Below are 23690 nucleotides of genomic sequence, written 5' to 3' on the forward strand. Positions count from 1 at the left end.
GCACGCCTTCTGCTTCACCCGCGACACACCTTCACGGCCTCGCGGCGCACAGCGCGTCCGAGCTTTGCCAATCATCGGCCCTCTTGAAGACAGAGGGCGCAGGGAAGGCCGGGCGCTGGCCGCGCCCGTGGCCCGCCTGCAGAAAAAAAGCAGGCGGCAGTCACCACAGGTCTGGCCGAAACACCCGGCGGGCTCAAGCGGTGGTCGCAACACCCAGTGTTTTCATTCGTGACAGCAGCTCGTCAAGCGCCTCTGCTGGAGTTTTCCATCCTAGCGTCTTTCTCGGTCGGGAATTGAGCGCTGCGGCCACGGCGGCGATCTCGTCAGCATCGTAGACGCTCAGATCGGTACCTTTCGGGAAGTACTGCCGCAGCAGGCCATTCGTGTTCTCGTTCGTGCCACGTTGCCAGGGGCTTCTTGGATCGCAGAAGTAGATCTGAAGGTCTGTATCGATCTTGAGGTCACTGTGTTGAGCCATTTCGGTCCCCTGATCCCAGGTTAGCGAGCGGCGGAGTTCTTTGGGCAAGGTGACGATGGTGCGCGTGATCGCATCGCGTACCGCTTCAGCTCCGTGTCCGGAGAGCGCAGGCCCATCCTTCGTACGTGGGCCGTCGTCAAACCCCGGCAACCGTGGAAGGTGCAGGAGCATTGTAAACCGCGTGCTGCGTTCGACCAGCGTGCCGATTGCCGAGCTGGCGGAGCCGACGATCAGATCTCCTTCCCAATGTCCCGGCACAGCTCGATCCGCGACTTCGGCCGGACGCTCACTGATCATGATCTCCGGCGATATGAAGCCTTTGCTGCGCTTCCGCGTACGCGCTCGGGGCACGCGCAGCGCACGTCCCGTTCGCAAACAGGACGACAACTCGCGTTTCAGCGCTCCTCGGCCCTGAACAAAAAGCGCCTGGTAAATGGCTTCGTGGCTGATGCGCATCGCCTCGTCATCCGGGAAGTCGATCGGCAAGCGCCGGGCAATCTGCTCGGGACTCCACGCTTTCGTCCACCCCTGATCCTGGCTAGAGCCCGCACGACCGGCCTTCCGCCGAACGCCGCCTGGAGGCGCGACAAACCCTGCAAGCCGCTCTTCAACATAAGCGCGCAAGGCGGCGTTGCTTGCAAGCTTGCTCGGCTTAGGACGCCGGGCCGATCGATCTGCATGCCACTGGGCGGCCGTCGCCCGATAGGCCATCTTGCCGCCGTGCGTGGCTGCATTGCGATCGAGTTCACGGGAGATGGTCGAGGGAGACCGATTGAGGCGCCGTGCTATCTCTCGTACAGAATGGCGCTGCGCATTCAGCAGCGCAATCTCTTCGCGCTCAGAAAAGGAGAGGTGCCGTCCGGAGAGCGGCTTCGCTGAAGGTCGGAACATTGCCGGTGCCACGCCGCCCGCTTTTCGAAATAATCGGGGGCCGACAGCATCCGATAATCCAGCAGCCAGCGCAGCATTCTCGCTGTTCAATCCAGCGGCAATCCCACGCCAAAATTTCTGCTGTTCCGCACGCCCCGCAACTGGTGGGCGCCCCAATGATCCCAGCTTGCCCCGCGTTGACCGTTTCTTTCGAATGCCCATCGCAACCTCCTCATCGAGTGTTGCGACGACCAATTGAATCCACCCCCGGCCTTCCCTGCGCGATGGCTTTAACGGCTGCTCCGCGCTCTCCTCGGGGACCGGCTTTCTTGCCCCCGTCATCCGCAACACCGTCGTCACGGATTTGGCATCAGCAACGGGATGCCAGGACCACACGGCTTGACCGTGCGCGCCGGATCGTTCGTCGGCATGCCAAAGCACGCTGCGACCCGACGCGCCCACCGCATCCCGCGCCCCACGTTCGTGACGATCGCGAAGCGCCCCTCATGGCGGGCACGGGATGGCGCGACTCGTAGCATGATTTCTGGAAAAAAGAAACTCAATTCGCGGGGGGGGGCCTCGTTTCGGCTCGAATAGCTGCCGAGCTTTGTTGGTCCAAGAGTAGACGCATCTGCTATCATTAGCCGCATGTCACGCACCCGCACCTGGATTGAAACGACCCGTGGCCCTCACGTGCTGATCCCCGCTGAGCAACTGTCGCGTTGGCGGGGCATCGAGGGATGGAGTAGCCATGAAGACCCTGAAGATCAGAGCGACTATGCGCGTGCGTGCAGGGTGACGGGCTGGCTGGGATCGATCGTCTGCGGGAATGGTGCGGCCGTCATCTTGTCCGGAGATGCCGGTGATGTGGCGTGGTACGCCGATGATCGCGAAGACCGAGGGGTTCTCGTTCAATGGATTGGGGTCGACGATGAGCGACTGATTGAGCCTGCATTGAGGGCGCCGCAACTGCGGGCCGACCTCGATGGCCCGGACGCTGAGCGACTCGAATTCGAGACGGGGGCGTCCGGGGTCATGTATCTGATCGATTCAGCCGATCGAGGTGACGATCTGCGCAGCCATCATCTGACACTGGCGTTGCGGCCAGGGCGCTATCTCGCGAGAGCAGCGTATCAACACTCTACCGGGCTGGCGATTGTCGTTCGCGAGATCGGCTGGATCAGCCGATTGCCGACCGCTGGGAGACAGGCGGCTGCCCCAGACAGTTGATCGGCCGTTGAAGAGGATGTTATATGCCCACCCCAGAGTGGAGCAGCTCGATGTTCGCAATGCCCCGCCGGATCTTGGTCGCCTCGTTGATTACGATATCGCTTGCGCATGTCTCGCCTGGGTCCGCTTGCTCTTCCCTCTCTCGGAAGCCGCTCGTGACCGAGGAGGAATTGTTTTCGCAAGCCTCCGCGGTCCTCGTCGCACACCTCACGTCGGTCCAGGAGATTGCCGCGCCAGACGATATGAAGGGGGCCTACAAGCAGATCATCGAAGCTTCGGCCCAAGCGATCGAGGTGATCAAAGGAAAGCCGCCGGACGACGAAAAGGTCAGGAGCGCGCCATTTGCATACGGCAATTGCACGCTCCCTCTCCTGGCGGGGGCTGATTACATCTTCTTTCTGCAGGATCGAGATCCGTACATCACCTTCCTGACCGGATCTGCAGGGCCCATCCTGAACCGCAACGGGAGCGAGGTGCGCGAGAGGCTCGACAAGCTGAGGTCGCTGGCAAAATAATGCGGGGGAAGAGATTTGCCGATTGATCTCGGATCCAGTGCGTCGAGTACCTAATCCGACTCATTCGAGCCGCGAACCTGCTCCGGAACGAGGAAAGCCTGCTCCATGACAGCCACAGCCGCGTCGTCCTCTCCAGCGACCACGCTGCCATCCCCTTGCGACAAGCCATTGCGGCTCATCTCTCGCTGAAAGGCTGGGTGGTGGTCGATATCGGGCTGACGACGCCGGAGAGCACGCATTATCCGAAGCATGGCGAAGCGGCCGCGCGTCGCGTCGCCTCCGGCGATTGCCGGTTGGGCATCATCCTGCGCGGCACCGGCCAGGGCATTATGATGGCTGCCAACAAGGTCAAGGGCATCCGTTGCGGCGTCTGCGCAGACACCTTCTCGGCGCGGATGATCCGCCAGCACAACGACGCCAACATGCTGTCGATCGGTGCGCGCGTGGTCGGCGAGGGGCTGGCGCTCGATATCGTCGACGCGTTCCTAACTGCGGATTTCGAGGGCGGCCGGCATGTGACGCGGGTGGACATGATCACCGCACTGGAGGCGTAGTGCCGTCGCTTGAATGCGAACGGACCAGCAATTGCGACAGCCAAAGGGCGGGTCCAGGTGCGCCGCGCTGCTGCGGGTCAGCGTTCCCGCCTTGGTGAACCTTTCAGCCCTTCGTCTTGACCTATTTTGAGCGGGGGGAGGTAGAGGTCGCACATGACTGCCATGGCCAGGGCTCTTTCGAGGGCTTTTTCCGAGTCATCGGATGGTGCAAAGGACGAGTTGCTCAGACATCTGGTGCTGTTCTTCGCTGCTTTATTTTTCGTATGGATACTGACCCAGACCTACGGGCTGGATTTGAGCCTCGCCTTTTTCTGATTCCTTTGTTCGCCAGTCGGGGCTGCCTCTTTTTCGGGTGAGCAGCCGCGCCTTTGCGAACTACTCCGCCGCCACCATCTGCTGGATCCGCCACTGTCCCAACAACGCCCGCAGCGACGCCGGCTTGAGCGGCTTGTTGAGCACGGCGATGTTGTCGTCGCGGGCGGCGGCGCGGACGTGGGGGCTGCGGTCGGCGGTGATCAGGATCGCGGGCAGCGCCTCATTGAAGCGGCGGCGGATGTCGCGGATGGCGGCGATGCCGTTGCCGCGGTCGAGGTGATAGTCGACGAGCAGGCCGGTGACGGCGCCGTCGCGTGCCGCGATCGCCTCCACCGCGGACTCCGGATCGGGGACGGCGATCACCTCGGCGTCCCACGCCGTCAGCAGGGTCTTCATGCCGTCGAGGATCGCGGGATCGTTCTCGATGCAGACGATCAGGGCGCCCGCGATCGGCGTCGTTGCCAGCGGGGTCGCGGTGGTGACGGCGGCGGTGTGGTTGATCGCCTTGGCGATCGGCACCGTCACTGAGAACACCGAGCCGCGGCCGGGCCGCGAGTCCAGCGCAATGCCGTGATTGAGCACACGCGCGATGCGCTCGACGATCGACAGCCCCAAGCCGAGGCCGCGCGCGATCCGCGCGCCCTGCTCGAGGCGGTGGAATTCCTTGAAGATCTCGCCGCGCTTGACCGGGGGGATGCCGACGCCGGTGTCGTAGACGCCGATCTGCAGCGACTGGCCGTGGCGGCGGCAGCCGACCAGCACGCGCCCCTTGGGCGTGTACTTGATGGCGTTGGAGATGAAGTTCTGCAGCAGCCGGCGCAGCAGCAGGCGGTCGGATTCGACCGGCAGCGACGACGGCACGAACACCAGCTCCAGACCCTTGGCGCGCGCGGCCGGCGCGAACTCGATCTCCAGCGAGCGCATCAGGTCGGCCATCTTGAAGCTCGAGATCGAGGGCGTCATCGCGCCGGCGTCGAGCCGGGAGATGTCGAGCAACGCGCCGAGAATCTCCTCGATCGCCTCGAGCGAGTCGTCGATGTTCTCGACCAGGCGCGAATCCTCGCCCGCCGTCTGCCGCTCGACCAGGCTCGTCACGTAGAGCCGCGCCGCGTTCAGCGGCTGCAGAATGTCGTGGCTGGCGGCGGCGAGGAAGCGCGTCTTGGAGATGTTGGCGTCCTCGGCGGCGCTCTTGGCCAGCGCCAACTCCGAGTTCAGCCTTGTCAGCTCCTCGGTGCGGTCGCGCACGCGCTTCTCCAAGGTCGCATTGGCGCGCTCCAGCGCTTCGGCGGCCTCAAACGAGGGCGTCACGTCGGTAAAGGTGATGACGAGGCCGCCATCCGGCATGCGGTTGGTGCGGACCTCGATCACCATGTGGCGGTCGGCGAGGCGTTCCAGATAAGGCTCGCCCTCGGTGGTGTAGGCGGCGAGTCGGCGCGCCAGCAGCGCCTCGCTGTCCTCATAGGTCGGCGCGCCGATCGTGCCCATGAATTCGAGGATTTCCTTCAACGGGCTGCCGATCTGCACCAGATCCGGCGGCAGCCCGAGCAGGTCGACGAACTGGCCGTTGGAGCAGATCAGTTGCAGGTCGGCGTCGAACACCGCGATGCCCTGGCGCACGTGGTTGAGCGCGGTCTGCAGGATCTCGCGGTTGAAATGCAGCGCGGCATGGGAATCGTCGAGCAGCTTCAAGGCGGCCTTGGCCGACACCGTGCGCTTGCGCAACAGCAGCGACATCACGAGGCGCGACGACGCCGCGCCAATCGAGGAGGCGATCAGGTGCTCGGCATGGCGCAGCAGCTCGAAATCGGCCGGCGCGGCCGGATCGAGCGGGAGGTTGCGCTGGGCGGCGAACGCCTCGAACGAGGCGCGGGCGCGGTCGGGACCGAGATATTGGCCGACCGTGCTCTGGATGTCCTGCACCGTCACGGTCGAGCGCCAGCGCCGGAAGCTCGGCGCACTCGGCGTCAGCTCGGCCGGTACGAAGATGTCGGCCTGCAAGAGCTCGATCGACGACGGCTGCCGCGCCAGCGACAGCACGATGTAGGTCAACAGATTGAGCGACAGGCTCCACAGCACGCCATGCAGCAGCGGCGGCAGATCGGTGCCGAGCAGCGCCTGCGGCCTGAGTGCCTCCAGCCCGAACGGGCCGTGCTGGAGAAACAGGATGCCCGCGGTCGAGGTGTCCAGGAAGCTCGGGATGAAGAGCGTGTAGAGCCAGACGGCGAAGCCGACCAGCATGCCGCCCATGGCGCCGCGCGCGGTCGCGCGCCGCCAGAACAGACCGCCGAAGAAGCTCGGCGCGAGCTGGGCGATGGCGGCGAACGACAGCAGACCGATCGCGGCGAGCTGGGTGTTGCCGAGCGCGCGGTAGTAGAAATAGGCCATCACCATGATGGCGAAGATCGCGATGCGGCGGGTGCCGAGCAGGAAGCCCGCGAAGTCGCGGCCGATCTCGCGCTGCTCCTGACGCTGCAGCACCAGCGGCACGACGATGTCGTTGCACACCATGATCGACAGCGCCACGCATTCGACGATGACCATCGCGGTCGCCGCCGACAATCCGCCGACGAAGACGAGGATCGACAGCCATTGCGAATTGGCCTCGATCGGCAGCGCCAGCACATACATGTCGCTGTCGACGGCGCCGAACGGGAAGGTGACGAGGCCGGCGAGCGCGATCGGAATCACGAACAGATTGATCGCGACCAGATAGAGCGGGAACAGCCAGCGCGCGCGCGACACCTCGGCGTCGTCGGCGTTCTCGACCACGCTGACATGGAACTGGCGCGGCAGCAGCATTGCGGCGCAGAACGACAGCAGGGTCATGGTGAGGAAATTGCCGATGCCCGGCACATATTCCAGCGCGCGCTCGGCCTCCGGCGATTTCATCGCGCGCTCGATCAGCTCGACCGGCGAGAACATCCAGAAGGTGACGAAGGCGCCGGCGGCGATGAAGGCGACGAGCTTGATGATCGACTCGGTCGCGACCGCCAGCATCAGGCCATGCTGATGCTCGGTGGCGTCGGTCTGTCGCGTGCCGAACAGCACCGCGAAGACGGCCATCGCGAGCGTGACCATCAGCGCCATGTCGCCGACGATCGGGATGTGGGCGAAGGCGCGGTCGTCGATCAGGATGGTCTGCAGCGACGAGGCGACGGCCTTGAGCTGCAGCGCGATGTAGGGCACCGAGCCGATGATCGCGATCAGCGCCACCGTTGCTGCGACCGCCTGGCTCTTGCCGTAGCGGGCGCCGATCAGGTCGGCCACGGACGTGATGTTCTGCGACTTGGCGAGCTGGATCACCCGGCGCAGCAGCGGCGTGCAGGCGCCGACCATCAGGATCGGCCCGAGATAGATCGCGAGGAAGTCGACGCTGGTGCGCGAGGCGAAGCCGACCGAGCCGAAGAAGGTCCAGGAGGTGCAGTAGATCGCCAGCGACAGCGGGTAGATCAGCCCAGCCAGCCGGCCACGGCTTTCCGCCGGCCGCCGCTCTCCGGCCCGGTTGCCGCGGCTGGCGACCAGGAACAGGAAGCCGATGTAGCCGAACGCGGCTGCGATCACGCCCCAGTCATGCAGCATGGCCTTCGCGAACTCCTCGATCGCTGCGCCCCGTGAATTGGCTGCGAACTTAGCGCTTTGCGAGAGGCGGGGCGATAGGGATGTGGCGAGGGACGCAGGGAACGAGGAGGCGTCGTTAAGGGCGGCGCGATGTATCGCTTCGACGGCGGCGGTCCGTTCCATATCCAGACGGATCGGTGGAGTCGTGACGATCTGAGCCCGTGTCTCGCGGCGTGGCCGGTCAGCTCCCCTCCCCCTTGCGGGGAGGGGTTGGGGGTGGGGGGCCCCGGGCACTGAATTGAATTAGACGCGCGCCTCGGCCTTATCGTCAGCAGCTGGACTCTTCGCTCCTTTAGAGAGCTCAGGCTGTCTCATGGAGAGCGGGACTCGTGGACCCCCACCCCCGACCCCTCCCCGCAAGGGGGAGGGGAGCGCAGTGGCGCGTGAGGTGATCGCGTAGCCAGCTCAGCCGCGGGCGCGCGTAGCCCGGATGAGCGGAGCGATATCCGGGGTCCTATGAGCTGCCGAGGCGAACCCGGGTGTCGCTGCGCTCACCCGGGCTACGAAGGGCTACTCCGCCGCCATCGCCTTCTTGTGCAGCGAAAGGCCCAGCCGTTCCCAGACCTGCAGCAGGGCTTCGGCGAGGCGGTCGATCAGGCCGTCGTCGTGATAGGGCGAGGGCGTGATGCGCAGACGCTCGGCGCCCTTGGCGACGGTCGGGTAGTTGATCGGCTGGATGTAGATGCCGTGCTCTTCCAGCAGCAGGTCGGAGGCCTGCTTGCACTTCTCGGGATCGCCGACGAACAGCGGCACGATGTGGGTGTCGTTGGTCATCACCGGCAGGCCGGCGGCGTTGAGGATCGCCTTCACCCGAGCGGCGCGGTCCTGGTGGCGTTCGCGCTCCCAGCTCGACGATTTCAGGTGCTTGATCGCAGCCGTGGCGGCCGAGCAGATCGGCGGCGGCAGCGCGGTCGTGAAGATGAAGCCCGGCGCATAGGAGCGCACGGCGTCGATGATCTCGCCCTTCGCGGCGATGTAGCCGCCGAGGCAGCCGAACGCCTTGGCGAGGGTGCCTTCGAGGATGTCGATGCGGTGCATGACGCCGTCGCGCTCGGCGATGCCGCCGCCGCGCGGGCCGTACATGCCGACCGCGTGCACCTCGTCGACATAGGTCATCGCATTGTAGCGCTCGGCGAGATCGCAGATCGCCGCCAGCGGCGCGACGTCGCCGTCCATCGAATACAGGCTCTCGCAGGCGATCAGCTTCGGCCTGTTAGGACCGGCGGCGATCAGGAGCTGTTCGAGATGGGCGAGATCGTTGTGGCGCCAGATCTGGCGCTCGCAGCCGGACTGGCGCACGCCCTCGATCATCGAATTGTGGTTCAGCGCGTCCGACAGGATCAGGCAGTCGGGGATCAGCTTGGCGAGCGTGGCGATGCCGGTCTGGTTGGAGACATAACCGGAGGTGAACAGCAGCGCCGCTTCCTTGCCGTGGAGGTCGGCGAGCTCGGCCTCGAGCTGCACCAGGGGATGATGGGTTCCGGCGATGTTGCGGGTGCCGCCGGCGCCGGTCCCGACGCGGGTCGCGGTCTCGACCATCGCGCCGACCACCTTCGGGTGCTGGCCCATGCCGAGATAGTCGTTGGAGCACCAGATCACGACATTGCGTGGTCCGCTCGGCGAGTGCCAGGTCGCATGCGGGAACCGGCCGGCGATGCGTTCGAGATCGGCGAAGACACGGTAGCGACGCTCATCATGCAGGCGACCGAGGGCGGCACTGAAGTACTGGCTGTAGTCCATCACGAAACCCGAACTGGCGCGCTGCAGTGCAGCATCTAAAGTGAAGACCTCGCGGCATGCGTGGCGTGAGGTCTTCTTAGAGCGTTTCCAGAGCGGCTGTCGAGCCGGAATCCCACGGCGGGAATTGGGCGATTTGTCCAAGGGAGGAGTGATCTCGGCCGAACGGCGCCCGGATTGCGGCGACGCGGCGGCGGCACAGCTCCGCGGCCTCAGGTGGTGCGATAATGCAGCACGCCGTCGACATCCTGGCCGGTCAGCCGACCCTCGACCAGCATGTAGTTGACGTGGGCGATCAGCTCGCCGGCGGCAAAGCCCATCTGGTGCGGGTCGAGCACGTGCTTGTGGAACACGACCGGCACGAGCTGCGCCGAGGTTTTCGGCTCGTCGCGGCAGGCGTCGGCGATCATCCGGCAGCGCTCCTCGTGGTGGTCGGCGAGCTGCTTGATGCGCGTCTTCAGCCCGTAGAACGGCACGCCATGGCCTGGCAGCACCAGCACGTCATAGGGCAGGGTGGTGGTGAGGCTCGCCAGCGACGCCAGATATTCGCCGAGCGAGTTCTGGTCGGGCTCGACCGCCCAGACGCTGACATTGGGCGAGATCTTGCTCAGCACCTGGTCGGCGGACAGGAACAGCTTGTCGGCGGCACAATACAGCATGACCTGGTCGAGCGCGTGGCCGCCGCCGGTGATGACCTTGAAGCGCCGGCTGCCGATCTGGATCTCGTCGCCATGGGAGATGCGGCGGTAGGAGGCCGGCAGCACCGAGACGCGCTGCAGATATTCCTGGCCGCGGCCGAGCAGCTTGTCGGTCAGGGTCTCGTCCATGCCGTGGCGGCGGAAGAACAGCCGCTGGGCATCGCGGCGCTCCTCGGTGCCGCGGTTCTGGTGATAGACCGACTGCAGATACTCGACCTGCGACATCACCAGCGGGCAGTTGAAGCGCTCGACGATCCAGCCGGCGAGCCCGACATGGTCGGGATGCGAATGCGTCACGATCAGCCGGCTGATCTTGACGTGTTTGAGCGGACCATCGAGCAGCCGCGTCCAGGCGGCGATCGACTCCTCGTTGCCGAAGCCTGAGTCCACCGCGACCCAGCCGTCGCCATCGGCGAGCAGATAGATGTTCACATGGTTGAGGCGGAACGGCAGCTTCAGGCGCAGCCACAGCACGCCGGGCGCGACCTCGACGACCTGGTCCTCACCGGGATGCTGCTCCCAGGGATAGCGCAGGGCCTCGGCGGAGGAGTGAACGGTGTCTGTCTTCGTCATGCCTCATCGATTAACGGCCGCTGCGGGCGAGCGCCAGCCGAAAAACACATGGCAGGACGGCATTCCGGGGTACGGAAGGTGCTTCGGGTCGCGCCAGCATGACCTGCCTCGACGCCTTCTGCTTCGCCACGCCCCCATCATTCCGGGGCGAGGCCGCAGGCCTCGAACCCGGAATGACCGGCGAGTAGCAACTACGCCGCCCGGATGTTGGTCAGGAACGAATCGACCTCGGCGCGCAAGGTGTCGGCCTCGCGGCGTAGCGCCTCCGAGGCGCTGAGCACCTCGTTGGCGGAGGTGCCGGCCTGGGCCGAGGCGCTGGAGACGCCGGTGATGTTGTTGGAGACCTCGGTGGTGCCGGAGGCCGCCTGCTGGATGTTGCGGGCGATCTCGTGCGTCGCGGTGCCCTGCTGCTCGACGGCGGCGGCGATCGCGGTGGTGACGTTGTCGATCTCGGCGATGGTCTCGCCGATGTTGCGGATCGCCGACACGGCCGACGAGGCGACCTGCTGCATGCCTGCGATCTGGGTGCGGATCTCGTCGGTGGCCTTGGCGGTCTGGCTCGCCAGGCTCTTCACCTCCTGCGCGACCACCGCGAAGCCGCGGCCGGCCTCGCCCGCGCGCGCCGCCTCGATGGTGGCGTTGAGCGCGAGCAGGTTGGTCTGGGAGGCGATCGCCTGGATCAGGTCGACGACGACGCTGACGCGGCTCGCATTGTCGGCGAGTCCCTGCATCGTCGAGTCGGTGGCGCCGGCTTCCTCGACCGCCTTCTTGGCGATCTGGGCCGAGGTCACGACCTGGCGGCTGATCTCCGCGATCGACGACGACAATTGCTCGGTGCCGGCCGACACGGTCTGGACGTTGACCGAGGTCTCCTCGGCAGCCGCCGCGACCGCATTGACCAGCGAGTTGGACTGGTCGGCGGTCTGCGACATGCTCTGCGCGGTCGCCTGCATGGCCGTGGCGGAGTTCTGCAGCGTGCCGAGGGCGCTGCGCACCGTCGCCTCGAACGTGGCGATCTGGGCCTCCATGCGCGCGGCGCGCTCGGCCTTGGCGGCATTCTCGCGGTCCTGCTCGGCGGCCAGGGTACGGGCACGGACCATGTTGTCGCGGAACACCTGCAGGGTGTCGACCATCGCGCCGATCTCGTCGCGCTGCTTCGAGGCCGCAATCTCGGTGCCGAGATCGCCGCTCGACAGCGTCTGCATCGCCTGCTGCAGCCGCTTGATCCGGCGCAGGATGTTGCCGCCGACATAGAGCCAGACGAACAGCACCGAGCCGAGCAGCGTGGCTGCGCCGGCACCGGCCATGCCGAGCGTTGCCAGCTCGATGTCACGGCCCGCCGTGCTGGTGGCGCTTTCGGTCGACTTGCGCACGCCTTCGACGAGCTGCTGCACGCTGATGTCGAGACCGACATTGAGCTTTCGCGTCTCCTCCAGCACGGTCTGCCCGTAATCGTTGGCGTCGAGCTCCTTCTCGCGCGTCTTGAACACGCGGGCCTTGCCCTCGCCGAGTGCGGCGAGCTTCAGCGCGGCATCGTGGATTGCCTTGGTGCTGCGGCCGGTCGGCAGCAATTCGAGATTGGATTTGAGCTGCGCCAGCGCCTCCTTGAACTGCCGCTCGATCGTCTCCAGCGTGTCGCTGTCGTTGGCCGAGAGCGCGGCAGCCATCTGCGCCACCAGCAGGTTGCCGGACGCGATCACGTTGCCGAGCTGTTCGACGAACCGTGCGGCCGCCGTTGCATCGTCTGCCGACACCTCGGCTGCGCCGAGCACGGCGTTGAGCTGCGTCTGGGCATCTAGCATCGGCTCGTTGGCGGCGGCAGTGAAGTCCGCCTGCGCCTTGCGCAGCGCGTCATATTGCTTGTTGTGCAGGGCCGCCACTTCGAGCCGCTCGCGTGCGGCCGACACCAGGCTCTGATTGGCTTCGTTGATGTTCTTGATGGTCTCCGCGAGCGGCGCCACCACGCTTTTCGCGGCGCCGAGCGCGCTGATCTCGCTCAGGCGCTCCTGCGTGGTCTTCTGGATCTCCTGCATCTTCTTCAGGCGATCGTTGAGCGCGTCCTCGCTCTGGGACTGCAGCAGCGCCGGGCCGAGGCTGGCCAGGCCGGAGCTCTGCGCCAGCAATTGCAGGCTCGAGGTCAGGCGCGGAATCTCGCGGTCCGAGAGCTCGACCATGGTGCCGCCGACGTGTCGCAGCATCAGTCCCGCAGCGACGCTGATCGCGATCGCCATGCCGGCGATCACTGCGAAGGCTGCGAACAGGCTGCCGCGGACGCCCCATCCAGGTCGCAGGACTCCGAGCACCCTGCTGAAGCTGAACCGAATCGCCATCTCTGGTGTCCCCCGATATGCACTACTTGGAGCTGTTGCTTGCAGGCAGTATCGCGGCGGGCGGTTAACAAATCCGGGAAACTACTCGGGCAGTGCTGAGTTTTCTCGCATTTTCGCATTTCACCGTGCGGCATTTAACAGGACGGAAAGGATTGTTGGGCCGCGCTTTCGATAACCTATGACAGAAAAGGCCGGCATCGCTGCCGGCCTTCCCGTCGTTTGTTGTTATTTGACGCCTGCGGATCAGTAGCGGGCCGCGAGCGGAGCGCCCCAGTTGAAGCGGTAGTTCACGCCAGCCTTGAAGGTGTGGTCGTCGGTGGTGAAGCTGCCGGTCGGGACCAGCGCGGCGGGCGCCGTGAAGGTGGCGCTGCCGAAATTGTAGTACTGATACTCGGCCTTGGCCGACCAGTTGGGCGCGAACATGTATTCGAGTCCGCCGCCGACGGTCCAGCCGTTGCGGTGGTCGCCGTTGGTTGCGAAGCCGACCGGCGTGCCGGCGAACGTCACCTTCTCGTTGTTGTCGGAATAGGCGTAGCCGCCCTTCACGTAGAGCAGGCCCGGACCCCAGGTGTAGCCGAAGCGGCCGGTGATCGAGCCGAGGCCGCGCTGGCTGTTGGTGTAGACGAGGCCGCCAGGGAAGGCGGCGCCGACGCTGCCGCTCAGCCAGCTGTACTGGCCCTCGGCGCCGATCACCCAGGTCGGTGCGAACTGCCAGTCGGCGCCGACCTGCACGCCGCCCAGGAAGCGGCCGTTGGAGTTGTTGCCGGTGGCGAGGCCGGAGAAGTTGTTGTCGCTGGAGAACGCGCCGCCGAGATGGGCGCCGAGATAGAAGCCGGTCCAGTTGTAGATCGGAGCGGCATAGGCCGGCGGCGCCTTGGTGGCGTAGGGATAGGTCCGGGCGCCGAGATCGGCGGCGACAGCGGACTGGGCCGAGGCCAGCGCGGCGACTGCAACGGTTGCGAACAGGATCTTCTTCATGGCGGGTCTCCGATACTCAACTAACAAGGCTCGCGCAGCGCGCGCCGTCGATGGATCGGAGATAGATCGCTTTCGAATAAAATGCTGTCACTCGCGCAGCACACTGGCCTCCAACCCGACCTTCTGCGGGCAAAGGCTCTGGCGTAGTTAGCAATGCACTAACGAAGGCTGGAGCAGGAGCTGACGCCGGGCCTTGCTGTGCCGTCGCGGCACAACTGGTTAAGGCGCGTTAAGAGCTCGATGCAAGGCCGCGACTGCGTCGCGCAGCTGCTCGCGATGAATGATGTCGTCCTTGGGCATCGAAGCGATGCCGGCGGCGAGCTCGTGAAGGATCGCGGCGAGCAGTCCAAAGTTCAGATGCATATGGATCGATTTGCGGACGTCCTCGGGGCCGGGGCGCTCCAGGGTCAATGCCAGGCCAGATGATTCGAGATGGGCTTCGAACCGCGAGGAATGCTCGAACGTGCCGGCATAGAACTTGTCGGGATATTCGAGCGCGATCTCGGCCTTGTCCGGGATGGGTTTCGACATGGTGGCTCCTGAGCGGCGGTGCGCGGATGTTCGCAGATCCGCCTCCCGCCGCCTTGCGCCAGGTCATAGTGGGCAGAGCGCCTGCGTCCCCCGATCGAGTCGGGCCGGACCGCATTTCTACGGGGGCGGAAATTTACCTTACCCTGAGAAAAGGTTGTGCACGCTGATCAAATTGACGACTCGATGCCGGTCGTTCCGGACGGACCAGCTCCATGCAAGCGAGCGGAGAGGGCTCCGGCGGGGCGACGGCGGGTGCAGTCCACCCTCCAGCGAAATGTGCCGCCGACATGAAGATGCGTCTCTCCATTTCCACGTTCATTGCGGCTTTTGGCCTTGTGCTCGCACTCGGCTTCGGTGCGGTCGTGCTGACCAGCGCCTATGCGCTGCGCGAGCTCAAGGTCGGCGGGCCCCTCTACGACAAGATCAAGCTCGGCAATGATCTGGTGGCCGACATCCTGCCGCCGCCTGAATATGTGCTCGAGGCCTATCTCGAGGCGACCCTCGCACTCCGGACGCCGAAGGATCTCGACACGCATGTCAGTAAGCTCTCGCAGCTGAAGAAGGACTATGAGGATCGCAAGACGTTCTGGATCGGCTCGGCGCTGCAGCCTGATCTGAAGTCGCTGCTGGTCGAACGATCGGACGGTGAGGTCCAGAAATTCTGGCAGGCCCTGGAAGCCGAGTTGATCCCGGCGCTGCGCTCCGGCGACATGGCGAAGGCCGATGCCGCCTATGCCCGGCTGGCCGAAGCCTACGCCGCCCACCGCGCGGTGATCGATACGCTGGTCGACAAGGCGAACAAGCTGAATGCGGACATGGAGGCCACGGCGGCGACCCAGGATCGCAGCATCTCCATCGTCGTGTGGACCGTGTCCGGCATCGTTCTGGCTCTGGTCGTCGCCGGCATGTCGGGGCTGGTGATCGGCGTCGTCCGTCCGCTGTCGCGCATGACCGGCCTGATGCGGCGGATCGCCGAGGGCGATCTGTCGGCCGACATTTCCTATTCGGAACGCGGCGACGAGATCGGCGCGATGGCGGGCGCGCTGAGCATCTTCAAGACCAACGCGCTGGAGAATGCGAGCCTGCGCGACAAGCAGGAGCGCGACCGTTTGGCCGCCGAGGAGCATAAGAAGCGCGCCATGCTCGACATGGCCGACGTGATCGAGCGCGAGACCGAGACGTCCGTCGAAGCTGCGGCCGGCGCATCGCGCCAGGTCGAGGCCGTCGCCGCAGGCCTCTCGAAACTGGCCGAGGAACTGTCGACCGACGCGCAATCGGTGGCCGCAGCCTCGGAGCAGTCGCTCTCCAATGCCCAGACGGTCTCGTCGGCAGCCGAGCAACTGAGCTCGGCGATCCGCGAGATCTCGAGCCAGGTGGCGCGCGCCAGCACGATCACCAAATCGGCGGTGACGGAGCGCGAGAAGGCGAAGAACACGATGCTCTCCTTGTCCGCGGCCGTGGACAAGATCGCCGAGGTCTCCAACCTGATCGGCGGCATCGCCGAGCAGACCAACCTTTTGGCGCTCAATGCCACCATCGAGGCCGCGCGCGCCGGCGATGCCGGCCGCGGCTTTGCCGTGGTTGCGGCCGAGGTCAAATCGCTGTCGGATCAGACCGCCAAATCGACCGAGGAGATCTCGCGCCTGATCGGCGAGGTGCAGACCACCACGCAGGCGACCGTCGACGTCGTCGAAGGCATCGGCAGCCAGATTTCCGAGATCGACGAGGTCGCGGCCTCGATCGCCGCGGCGATGGAGGAGCAGCACGCGGCGACCCAGGAGATCAGCCGCTCGGTCCGGTCGTCGGCGAGCGCGGCGCGCGATGTGTCGTCCAAGATCGGCAATGTCGGCAGGGATGCCGGCATGGTCAACGATCGGGCCGCCGAGGTGCGCAACGCCATCGGCTCCGTGGCAACGGGCCTGACCTCGCTCCGTGCCACGCTGGTGAAGGCCGTCAGGACGGCGACCGCCGAAGCCGATCGCCGTCAGTCGCCGCGGTTGAAGTCGAGCCTGTCGATCAAGGTCGTCGACGATCGCAAGGGCGTGGTGAAGGCCGATCTGGTGGATATTTCCGAAGGCGGCGCCTGGATCAGGTTCGATCCCGAGCCGGGCATCGGCGATCGCGGTGTCATGGAGTTCAGCGGCTTCGACGGCCACGTGCAATATCGGGTCCGCGCCCGTGACAAGGACGCGCTGCATGTCGAGTTCGACCCCGGCCAGAATCGCGAGGCGTTTCTGGCGTGGTTCAGGCGGACCTTCGCACGGCAGGCGGCGTAGACGGAGCGCCGTCGCTTGCCTCCGCTCTCGGCCAAGAGAACGGAGGCTTCGTGCCGGTCCTCAACGCGCCATCGTCATTGGCGCGAGACCAGGTCGCTGATCCGCACTGGGAAGCGCCTGATCCGAATGCCGGTCGCATGCGCCACCGCGTTGGCCACCGCCCCGGCGGAGCCGGTGATGCCGATCTCGCCGACGCCCTTGATGCCGAGCGGGTTGACGAACGGATCGTGCTCCTCGACCGTGAACGCCTCGATCGCCGGGACGTCGGCATTCACCGGGACATGATACTCGCCGAGATTGGCGTTCATGATGCGGCCGCTGCGCCGGTCGGTGACGGCCTCCTCGTGCAGCGCCAGCGAGATGCCCCAGATCATGCCGCCGATGAGCTGGCTGTTCACCAGCTTCGGATTGATGATCCTCCCGGCCGCAAACGCGCCGACCATGCGGGTCACCCTGACCTGGCCGAGATCGGGATCGACCTTGACCTCGGCGAAGACAGCGCCATGCGAGCTCATCGCGTACTGCTCGTTGGCGGCGGGATCGGGCACGCCTGAGCCGGAGCCCTCGATCTCGGCGAGACCGGCGCGGGCCAGGATGTCGGCATAGCTCTCGCCGCGGCTGTCATCGTCGCGCCGCAGCAGCCGCCCGTTGCGAGCGATCACGCCGGCATTGCCGGCGCCGAACAGTGGCGAGCGCTCATCCGCCGTCGCAAGCCCGGCAAGCTTCGCGATGACCGCGGCTCCCGCATTGTGGATCGCGGTGCCCACGGTCGCCGTGTGGGCCGAGCCGCCGGCGATGCCGGCATCCGGCAGATCCGACGTTCCGGCCTTGAACGTGACCTGGTCGAGATCGAGCGCGAGAGAATCCGCGGCGATCTGTGCGAACGCGGTCCACGCGCCCTGGCCCATGTCGTGCGCGCCGCTCTCCACCACGCCGCTGCCATCGCGCCGGATCACCGCGCGCGCCTGGCCTGCGAACATCAGCGCATGGAACGTCGCCGTGCCCATGCCCCAGCCGACCAGGAAGCCGTCCTTGTCGCGCATCGTGCGCGGCTTCAGCGGCCGCTCCCACCAGCCGAAACGCTCCGCACCTTGCGTGTAGCACTCGCGCAGCGCCTTGGACGAGAACGGCTTGCCGGTGGCCGGCTCGACCTCGGCGTAGTTCTTGACCCGGAAGGCGAGCGGATCGAGGCCGCAGGCCTCGGCCATCTCGTCGACGGCGCTTTCCAGCGCGATCGAGCCCGGCGCGATGCCGGGCGCGCGCACGAACAGCGGCGTGCCGGTGTCCATGCGCACCGCGTCATAGGTGGTCGCGATCGCCGGCGCGGTATACAGCGTGTGCGTGACATGCGCCGCCGCCTCGTAGAAATCCTCGAAGCTCGAGGTCGCGATCCGCGCGTGATGATGGATCGCCGACAATTGTCCCGCGCCGCTTGCGCCGAGCTGCAACGTCTGCCGGGTCGGCGAGCGATGGCCGAACGGACCGTAGAGCTGCTCGCGGCGCACCACGAGCTTCACCGGACGTCCGGTCAGCTTCGCGGCGAGGATGCCGAGGATCTGCGGTCCCGCGATGAGGCCCTTGCCGCCGAAGCCGCCGCCGAGATAGGGGCTGCGGATCAGGATGCTCTCCGGCGCGATGCCGAACAGCTCGGCGAGGCGCCCGCGCATCATCACGAGGCCCTGGGTCGGCGTGTCGATGACGAGGCGATCGCCCTGCCATTCGGCGACGATCGCATGCGGCTCCATCGCGTTGTGATAGTGCGCCGGGGTCTCATAGGTCGCGGTGATCTGCCTGTCGCTGCCCGCCAGCGCGGCCTCGACATCGCCATGGTAGCTCTCGGCAGGAAATCCCATGCCGACCACAGGCGGCACGTAGGCGTCGCTGGCGTCGAGCCCGATGCGGGCCGGCTCGACTTCGTAGCGCGGGGACAGCAGAGCGGCGCCTTCGGTCGCTGCTTCCAGGCTCTCGGCGACGAGGAGCGCGATCGGCTGGTTGGCGTAGCGCACGCGATCGTTCTGCAGCGCCTCGAACCGGAACGCGAACGGATTAGGCTTGCCGTCGGGATCGGCGTGCAGCGGCGGCCGGTTGGCGGAGGTCATCACCTCGACCACGCCGGGATGCGCCTTGGCGGCTTCGACGTCGAGCGCGACGACGCGGCCGCGCGCGATGCTGGAGACGGCGAGCACGGCATAGAGCAGGCCGGGCGGATTGTTGTCGGCGGCGTAGCGTGCCGTGCCGGTGACCTTGGCGCGGCCATCGACGCGCGACAGCGACTGGCCGATGTTGGAGCCGTGTCTGATATGGGCGGGATCGCGGGAGAGATTGAGCTCAGGCGTCATGAAGCACTCCTGGAACGGAGGAGAAGGGAGAGGCCGGCAACGCCGGCATGCGCGACGGCGTGCCGTGGGCCGCGGCGGCAAGCGCGCGCACGATCAGGCTGCGCGCGAGCGGGATCTTGTAGGCGTTGTCGCCGGAGGGCTTTGCGTCGTGCAGCGCCGCCTCGGCGGCGCGTTCGAACAGGTGCGCATCCGCGGGCTGTCCTGCGAGCAGCGCTTCGGCCTGGTGGGCACGCCATGGCTTGGCAGCGACGCCGCCGAGCGCCAGGCGCGCCTGCTTGATGCTGCCGTTCTCGATCACGAGACCGGCTGCCGCCGAGACGATCGCGAACGCGTAGGAATTGCGCTCGCGGACCTTCAGATAGCGCGCGTGCCTGGCGAACGCGCGCGACGCCGCGGGCAGCCGGACCGCGACGATCATCTCGCCCGGCGCGAGCACGCTCTCGCGCTCCGGCGTGCTGCCGGGCAACAGATGCAGCGCCTCCAGCGCGACCTCGCGCCGGCCCGCTTTGCCTTCGATCTCAACCACGGCATCGAACGCCGCCAGCGGCACGCAGAAGTCGGAGGGATTGGTGGCGATGCAGGCCTCGCTCCAGCCCAGCACAGCGTGCTGGTGGTTGTCGCCGCCGCGGGCGTCGCAGCCGGCGCCAGGCGTGCGCTTGTTGCAGGCCGACGCCGGGTCGTAGAAATAGGCGCACCGCGTCCGCTGCAGCAGATTGCCGCCGACGGTGGCCGCATTGCGCAATTGCGCCGAGGCGCCGGACAGCAGCGCTTCCGCCACCGCCGGAAAGTCGCGCGCGAAGCCTGAATCATGCGCGAGATCGGCATTGCGCACCAGCGCGCCGATCCTGACATCGCCATTGCCGAGCGTCTCGATGCGCGTGAGCTCGGCGAGATGCGAGATGTCGACCAGCCGCGCCGGCCGGACGACATTGCCCTTCATCAGATCGAGCAGGTTGGTGCCCGAAGCGAGATAGGCGGCGCCGGGTGCGCCGGCGGCGGCAATCGCTTCGGCGACGCTCGACGGCTTCACATAGTCGAACCGGTTCATGCCGCGCGCTCCTTCGTATCAGAGAGCGTCGCCTGCGCGTCGAGCACCGCCTCGACGATACCGACATAGGCGCTGCAGCGGCATAGATTGCCGCTCATGCCTTCGCGCACGCGCTCGGGATCGGAGCCCGCCTGGCCTTCGTTGATGAGCCCGACCGCGCTCATGATCTGGCCCGGCGTGCAGAAGCCACATTGCAGGGCGTCATGATCGATGAACGCCGCCTGCACCGGGTGCAGCTGGTCGCCTTGAGCAAGTCCTTCGATGGTGGTGATCGCGGCGCCGTCGAGGCTGACGGCCAGCGTCAGGCAGGAGTTGATGCGGCGGCCGTCGACCAGGACGGTGCAGGCGCCGCACTGGCCGCGGTCGCAGCCCTTCTTGGTGCCGGTGAGGTGGAGGCGCTCGCGCAGCAGGTCGAGCAGGGTGACCCTGGGGTCGTCGAGCGCAAGCGTTCGCGGCTCACCGTTGACGGTGAGTCTGACAGTCCGATTCATGCGTTGTTCCGATCGAAGCGATGGCCTAATCGGATCGCAGCGGGCACCGCCTTACGGGCGATGGTCCGTCCAGATCCAGCGACCGCGGGACGACAGCTCAGGAAAGTTGGCTGTCCCGGGTGGCAGGTCTATTTATACGGAGGGTTCCTCCGTTTAGCAAGGGGACATGAACGGTCCGTCATCAAGAGCTGGTGAGATGGAGACGAAACCACAAGAGCGGCCGCGCAAGCCGCGCGCCGATGCGCAGCGAAATCGCGAGCGCGTGCTGGAGGCCGCCAAGGCGGTGTTCAGCGCTGGCGGCGCCGAAGCCAGCCTGGAAGCGGTGGCGCGCCAGGCCGGCGTCGGCATCGGCACGCTGTATCGTCACTTCCCCACCCGCGAGGACCTGTTCGAGGCGGTGTACCGGCGCGAGGTCGAGCAGCTCTCGGAGCTCGCCGAGGCGCTGAAGAGCGAGCCGTCGCCGGTCGAGGCGCTGCGGCGCTGGCTGCGCTCGACGGTGCAGTTCGTCGCCACCAAGAAGGGCATGATGGCCGCACTGGCGATCGTCATGAACGCGAACTCCGAGCTCGCCGCCTATTCGCACGGCCATCTCACCCGCGCGATCGGCGCGCTGCTGTCGCGGGCCGTCCAGGCCGGCGAGATTCGCAGCGACATCAGCGCCGACGACGTCCTGCGTGCGCTGATCGGCATGTGCTACATGCACGATCAGACCGGCTGGCAGCAGAGCGTGCTGCGGCTGCTCGATGTGTTCGTGGACGGGTTGAGGGTGGGGACGGGAAGAGTCAGCGAAGCGTAGTTGGCTTTCCGTCCTGGCTCAGCGGGGCGGGAATAGCAACAACGTCAACAATGTCAGGAAAGTTTCCTGGTTTTGGACGCGAGCGGCTTCGAAGCTCGCCAATGCAGCTCTCGCCATTCTGATGGCGAGCTGCGCATCCAGGGTTTTGACGCGGATCATCGGATTATAGTCGGCTTCATGGCGCTTCTCTTGCAGCTCCAGGACAGCGAATGCGAACGCTTGAAGGTTTGCTCCAAAGCCTCCAGAGGGCGCAAACGGGAGATATTTGGCGGAGAGCTTCGACTTTTTGATCTCCTCGCATAGCAATCGGAGGTCTCGATGATCCACGGCTCTATAGACGAGGGCGTATGAAGGTGTCCCTTGTTTCGTCTTGCCAACGAATTGATCTGCAGCGGCGATGAGCGTTGCATGAAACAATCCATAGTACGCAGCCGAAATTGCGCGACGGATGTTCACCTGCCGTGGTGGCCCCGCCGCAGGCGGAACGATCAACTGCTCAGCCTGCTGAAACAGATGCTCCGGATTAAGTATCGCCAACGGCCTCGTTCTCCGCCTCGTATTCGATCAGCGGAAAACGGTCCTCGCCTGCGGCCTGGAGCTGCTCTTGGATCTGGACCAGCGTATCCAGTACTGCTTCTCCCTCGATGTTGGTCCCTTGGATGGGGCTCAATACGATGGTGATCCGCAGCGCGTCACGGCCTTCGGAGTCCGCATAGGACGCCGTCGTGACGTCTGTTACCGCGGCGGAGCTGCTCAGATTCGCAGTGGCGACCTCGCGGGCGATCTTGGCGATTTTGGCGTTATCCAGCATTGTCGCAATATACGCTGCATTCCGGTGAGTTGCCACCGGCCAGCGTGCGGAGTCTCATATGGCTCATTGGCGATCTCACCCCCTGAGCCACTCCATCAGCGCCTGCGCCGTTTCCTCCGGCTGCTCGGGCTGCGGCAGGTGACCGCAATTCTCCAGCACGACCAGCCAGCTGCCGTCGATGCCGTCGGCCATCTCCTTCGACAGGCTGTTTGGAATGGTGTTGTCGGTGTCGCCGGTCAGCACCAGGGTCGGGCAGCGGATCGCGGTCAATGTCGGCCGCGAGTCCGGACGCGACATGATGGCCGTAAGCTGCCGGACGAAGCCGATGACGCCGACCTCCTCGGCCATGTCGTGCACCAGCTGGCGCAGCCGCGGATCGTCCTGGCGCGACGGATGGACGAAGCCTGAGAACAGCTCGTCGACCACGCCGTGATAGTCGCCCTCCTTGGCGCGGGTGATCATGGTGCGGCGGCGCGCGCTCGCCTCCGGCGTGTCGGGCCTCGCCTGGGTGTTGATCAGCGCCAGCCGGCCCACGCGCTCCGGCGCCTGGCGCATGATCTCGAAAGCGATGTAGCCGCCCATCGAATGTCCCGCGAGCGCGAAGCGCGGCGGCGCCTCGGCCAGGATGCGGCGCGCGATCGCGGCCATGCTGTCATCGCGGACGTGGTTGGCCACCATCACCGGCCCGAGCCGCCACAGCGCGGGGATGACAGGCGCATAGATGCGGGGCGACGAGATCAGTCCAGGCACCAGCACGAGCGGCAGCGCATCAGTCATGGGTCTTCCCCCGGAAACGGCGTTCACCTGGTCCGGGTGTTTTCCACCCGGCATGCCATTTACGCGCGTGAGGCGGCCGATGTCCAACGATGTGCTCCGCTTCGCGCCCGCCGTCCCGGGGCGACGACCTCGTCCCCAGCCTTGCCCTGGCTCATCCTGCGCCTCTTCGCGACGGCGTATGGCCGGACGGACGCAGTGATCGGGTCGCACGCGATGCCGCTTGGGCCGCGGCGCCTTTGGCTTTCGTGATTGCGGCGCCATTCGCGGCAATCTGGTGGCGTCGTCCGCAATCCGCGCGCGAGGCGGAGGTCGAACTACTTCCGCTCCGGATCATGCCACCATCGCACGCAGCGCGATGATACCAGGATGGATCGTCAATCGTGGCAAACAGGGTCGGGCGTCACGATAATATCACGTAATGGGCGTGGGCCGCGGCGTCGCAAGGCCTGCGACCACAACGATTAGTTCGCGCGGCCGGTAACTTCACGTGGCCGGCGATGGCCGGCTCTCTCGTCCTGTTGCGGCGATGAGTTGGTAGCACCGCGCTGTCGGTGATGACATCGGAACGATTGTCGCGCGAAGTCCGGCTCTCACGAGAACGGCGAGTGCGCCGATCCGCGATGCAGCGAGGGGCGGGACGACGTGCTCGATCAGCGGCGCGACGATGCCTCTCGGCGATGTCGCTGCCGGATGGAGCAGCGGCGCTCGTGGCCGCGAGTTCGATG

19 protein-coding genes are annotated in these 23690 nt (G+C 66.1%); 6 read left to right on the plus strand and 13 right to left on the minus strand.

What is annotated here, in order from left to right:
- Positions 1-193 precede the first annotated feature (193 nt).
- A complete protein-coding gene (locus tag QX070_RS06035) occupies positions 194-1570 on the minus strand; it encodes an IS30 family transposase (protein WP_315715219.1) in 1377 nt (458 codons plus the stop codon).
- A gap of 426 nt (positions 1571-1996) precedes the next feature.
- Between QX070_RS06035 and QX070_RS06040 the strand changes: the two genes are divergently transcribed.
- From QX070_RS06040 to QX070_RS06055, 4 genes are all read left to right on the plus strand, one after another.
- Entirely contained in the window at positions 1997-2578 is a 582-nt protein-coding gene (locus QX070_RS06040; protein ID WP_315735925.1) for an Imm21 family immunity protein, read from the plus strand.
- A gap of 155 nt (positions 2579-2733) precedes the next feature.
- Positions 2734-3093, plus strand: a complete 360-nt coding sequence (locus tag QX070_RS06045) for a hypothetical protein (protein ID WP_315735927.1) — start codon at positions 2734-2736, stop codon at positions 3091-3093.
- Between the two features lie 98 nt (positions 3094-3191).
- A complete protein-coding gene (gene rpiB / locus QX070_RS06050) occupies positions 3192-3647 on the plus strand; it encodes a ribose 5-phosphate isomerase B (RefSeq protein ID WP_315737011.1) in 456 nt (151 codons plus the stop codon).
- A gap of 153 nt (positions 3648-3800) precedes the next feature.
- Positions 3801-3962: a hypothetical protein gene (locus QX070_RS06055; protein WP_315735929.1), complete on the plus strand. Its 162-nt coding sequence runs from the start codon at positions 3801-3803 to the stop codon at positions 3960-3962.
- A 60-nt stretch (positions 3963-4022) separates the two neighbouring features.
- Here the strand turns inward: QX070_RS06055 and QX070_RS06060 are convergent, their stop codons facing one another.
- From QX070_RS06060 to QX070_RS06085, 6 genes are all read right to left on the minus strand, one after another.
- A complete protein-coding gene (locus QX070_RS06060) occupies positions 4023-7541 on the minus strand; it encodes a PAS domain-containing hybrid sensor histidine kinase/response regulator (RefSeq protein WP_315735932.1) in 3519 nt (1172 codons plus the stop codon).
- 549 nt (positions 7542-8090) lie between these two features.
- Positions 8091-9320 (minus strand): 5-aminolevulinate synthase, encoded by a 1230-nt coding sequence (gene hemA / locus QX070_RS06065; RefSeq protein ID WP_315735934.1) that lies wholly within the window; start codon positions 9318-9320, stop codon positions 8091-8093.
- A 209-nt stretch (positions 9321-9529) separates the two neighbouring features.
- On the minus strand, positions 9530-10588 hold the full coding sequence (locus QX070_RS06070) for an MBL fold metallo-hydrolase (RefSeq protein WP_315735936.1): 1059 nt from the start codon (positions 10586-10588) through the stop codon (positions 9530-9532).
- A gap of 191 nt (positions 10589-10779) precedes the next feature.
- Positions 10780-12918 (minus strand): HAMP domain-containing methyl-accepting chemotaxis protein, encoded by a 2139-nt coding sequence (locus tag QX070_RS06075; RefSeq protein WP_315735938.1) that lies wholly within the window; start codon positions 12916-12918, stop codon positions 10780-10782.
- A gap of 243 nt (positions 12919-13161) precedes the next feature.
- Complete coding sequence (locus tag QX070_RS06080) at positions 13162-13896, minus strand: porin family protein (protein ID WP_315735941.1); 735 nt, start codon at positions 13894-13896, stop codon at positions 13162-13164.
- Positions 13897-14115: 219 nt separating this feature from the next.
- Positions 14116-14427: a hypothetical protein gene (locus tag QX070_RS06085; protein WP_315735943.1), complete on the minus strand. Its 312-nt coding sequence runs from the start codon at positions 14425-14427 to the stop codon at positions 14116-14118.
- A 287-nt stretch (positions 14428-14714) separates the two neighbouring features.
- Here QX070_RS06085 and QX070_RS06090 point away from each other — a divergent pair, with 287 nt between their 5' ends.
- A complete protein-coding gene (locus tag QX070_RS06090) occupies positions 14715-16703 on the plus strand; it encodes a methyl-accepting chemotaxis protein (protein ID WP_315735946.1) in 1989 nt (662 codons plus the stop codon).
- Positions 16704-16777: 74 nt separating this feature from the next.
- Here the strand turns inward: QX070_RS06090 and QX070_RS06095 are convergent, their stop codons facing one another.
- From QX070_RS06095 to QX070_RS06105, 3 genes are read right to left on the minus strand one after another with little or no spacing between them, the layout of a single operon-like run.
- On the minus strand, positions 16778-19042 hold the full coding sequence (locus QX070_RS06095) for a xanthine dehydrogenase family protein molybdopterin-binding subunit (protein ID WP_315735948.1): 2265 nt from the start codon (positions 19040-19042) through the stop codon (positions 16778-16780).
- The gene (locus QX070_RS06100; protein WP_315735950.1) at positions 19032-20090 is read right to left on the minus strand and encodes a xanthine dehydrogenase family protein subunit M; all 1059 of its coding nucleotides are present in this window, start codon (positions 20088-20090) and stop codon (positions 19032-19034) included. Before QX070_RS06100 ends, QX070_RS06095 begins: the two co-directional genes overlap by 11 nt.
- Positions 20087-20581: a (2Fe-2S)-binding protein gene (locus QX070_RS06105; RefSeq protein ID WP_315735952.1), complete on the minus strand. Its 495-nt coding sequence runs from the start codon at positions 20579-20581 to the stop codon at positions 20087-20089. The genes QX070_RS06100 and QX070_RS06105 overlap by 4 nt, the downstream gene beginning before the upstream one ends.
- Before the next feature lie 196 nt (positions 20582-20777).
- On the opposite strand from QX070_RS06105, the gene QX070_RS06110 reads away from it, so the two are divergent.
- Positions 20778-21377 carry a TetR/AcrR family transcriptional regulator gene (locus QX070_RS06110; RefSeq protein ID WP_315735954.1) on the plus strand — a complete coding sequence of 200 codons (600 nt, stop codon included), beginning with the start codon at positions 20778-20780 and terminating at the stop codon, positions 21375-21377.
- A gap of 18 nt (positions 21378-21395) precedes the next feature.
- Here QX070_RS06110 and QX070_RS06115 read toward each other — a convergent pair whose 3' ends face one another.
- From QX070_RS06115 to QX070_RS06125, 3 genes are all read right to left on the minus strand, one after another.
- The gene (locus QX070_RS06115; RefSeq protein WP_315735957.1) at positions 21396-21914 is read right to left on the minus strand and encodes a hypothetical protein; all 519 of its coding nucleotides are present in this window, start codon (positions 21912-21914) and stop codon (positions 21396-21398) included.
- Positions 21901-22188: a hypothetical protein gene (locus QX070_RS06120; protein WP_315735958.1), complete on the minus strand. Its 288-nt coding sequence runs from the start codon at positions 22186-22188 to the stop codon at positions 21901-21903. The genes QX070_RS06115 and QX070_RS06120 overlap by 14 nt, the downstream gene beginning before the upstream one ends.
- Before the next feature lie 75 nt (positions 22189-22263).
- Positions 22264-22965 carry an alpha/beta fold hydrolase gene (locus QX070_RS06125; RefSeq protein ID WP_315735960.1) on the minus strand — a complete coding sequence of 234 codons (702 nt, stop codon included), beginning with the start codon at positions 22963-22965 and terminating at the stop codon, positions 22264-22266.
- Positions 22966-23690: the final 725 nt, after the last annotated feature.

Source organism: Bradyrhizobium sp. SZCCHNR1093 (genome assembly GCF_032381175.1).
In the GTDB taxonomy this organism is placed as follows: domain Bacteria; phylum Pseudomonadota; class Alphaproteobacteria; order Rhizobiales; family Xanthobacteraceae; genus Bradyrhizobium.

Bases quoted from the DNA above. Each gene is read 5' to 3' on its own strand.
- QX070_RS06035 (WP_315715219.1), bottom strand. From the start codon at position 1,570: ATGGGCATTCGAAAGAAACGGTCAACGCGGGGCAAGCTGGGATCATTG.
- QX070_RS06040 (WP_315735925.1), top strand. From the start codon at position 1,997: ATGTCACGCACCCGCACCTGGATTGAAACGACCCGTGGCCCTCACGTG.
- QX070_RS06055 (WP_315735929.1), top strand. From the start codon at position 3,801: ATGACTGCCATGGCCAGGGCTCTTTCGAGGGCTTTTTCCGAGTCATCG.
- QX070_RS06060 (WP_315735932.1), bottom strand. From the start codon at position 7,541: ATGCTGCATGACTGGGGCGTGATCGCAGCCGCGTTCGGCTACATCGGC.
- hemA (WP_315735934.1), bottom strand. From the start codon at position 9,320: ATGGACTACAGCCAGTACTTCAGTGCCGCCCTCGGTCGCCTGCATGAT.
- QX070_RS06070 (WP_315735936.1), bottom strand. From the start codon at position 10,588: ATGACGAAGACAGACACCGTTCACTCCTCCGCCGAGGCCCTGCGCTAT.
- QX070_RS06075 (WP_315735938.1), bottom strand. From the start codon at position 12,918: ATGGCGATTCGGTTCAGCTTCAGCAGGGTGCTCGGAGTCCTGCGACCT.
- QX070_RS06080 (WP_315735941.1), bottom strand. From the start codon at position 13,896: ATGAAGAAGATCCTGTTCGCAACCGTTGCAGTCGCCGCGCTGGCCTCG.
- QX070_RS06085 (WP_315735943.1), bottom strand. From the start codon at position 14,427: ATGTCGAAACCCATCCCGGACAAGGCCGAGATCGCGCTCGAATATCCC.
- QX070_RS06090 (WP_315735946.1), top strand. From the start codon at position 14,715: ATGAAGATGCGTCTCTCCATTTCCACGTTCATTGCGGCTTTTGGCCTT.
- QX070_RS06095 (WP_315735948.1), bottom strand. From the start codon at position 19,042: ATGACGCCTGAGCTCAATCTCTCCCGCGATCCCGCCCATATCAGACAC.
- QX070_RS06100 (WP_315735950.1), bottom strand. From the start codon at position 20,090: ATGAACCGGTTCGACTATGTGAAGCCGTCGAGCGTCGCCGAAGCGATT.
- QX070_RS06105 (WP_315735952.1), bottom strand. From the start codon at position 20,581: ATGAATCGGACTGTCAGACTCACCGTCAACGGTGAGCCGCGAACGCTT.
- QX070_RS06110 (WP_315735954.1), top strand. From the start codon at position 20,778: ATGGAGACGAAACCACAAGAGCGGCCGCGCAAGCCGCGCGCCGATGCG.
- QX070_RS06120 (WP_315735958.1), bottom strand. From the start codon at position 22,188: ATGCTGGATAACGCCAAAATCGCCAAGATCGCCCGCGAGGTCGCCACT.
- QX070_RS06125 (WP_315735960.1), bottom strand. From the start codon at position 22,965: ATGACTGATGCGCTGCCGCTCGTGCTGGTGCCTGGACTGATCTCGTCG.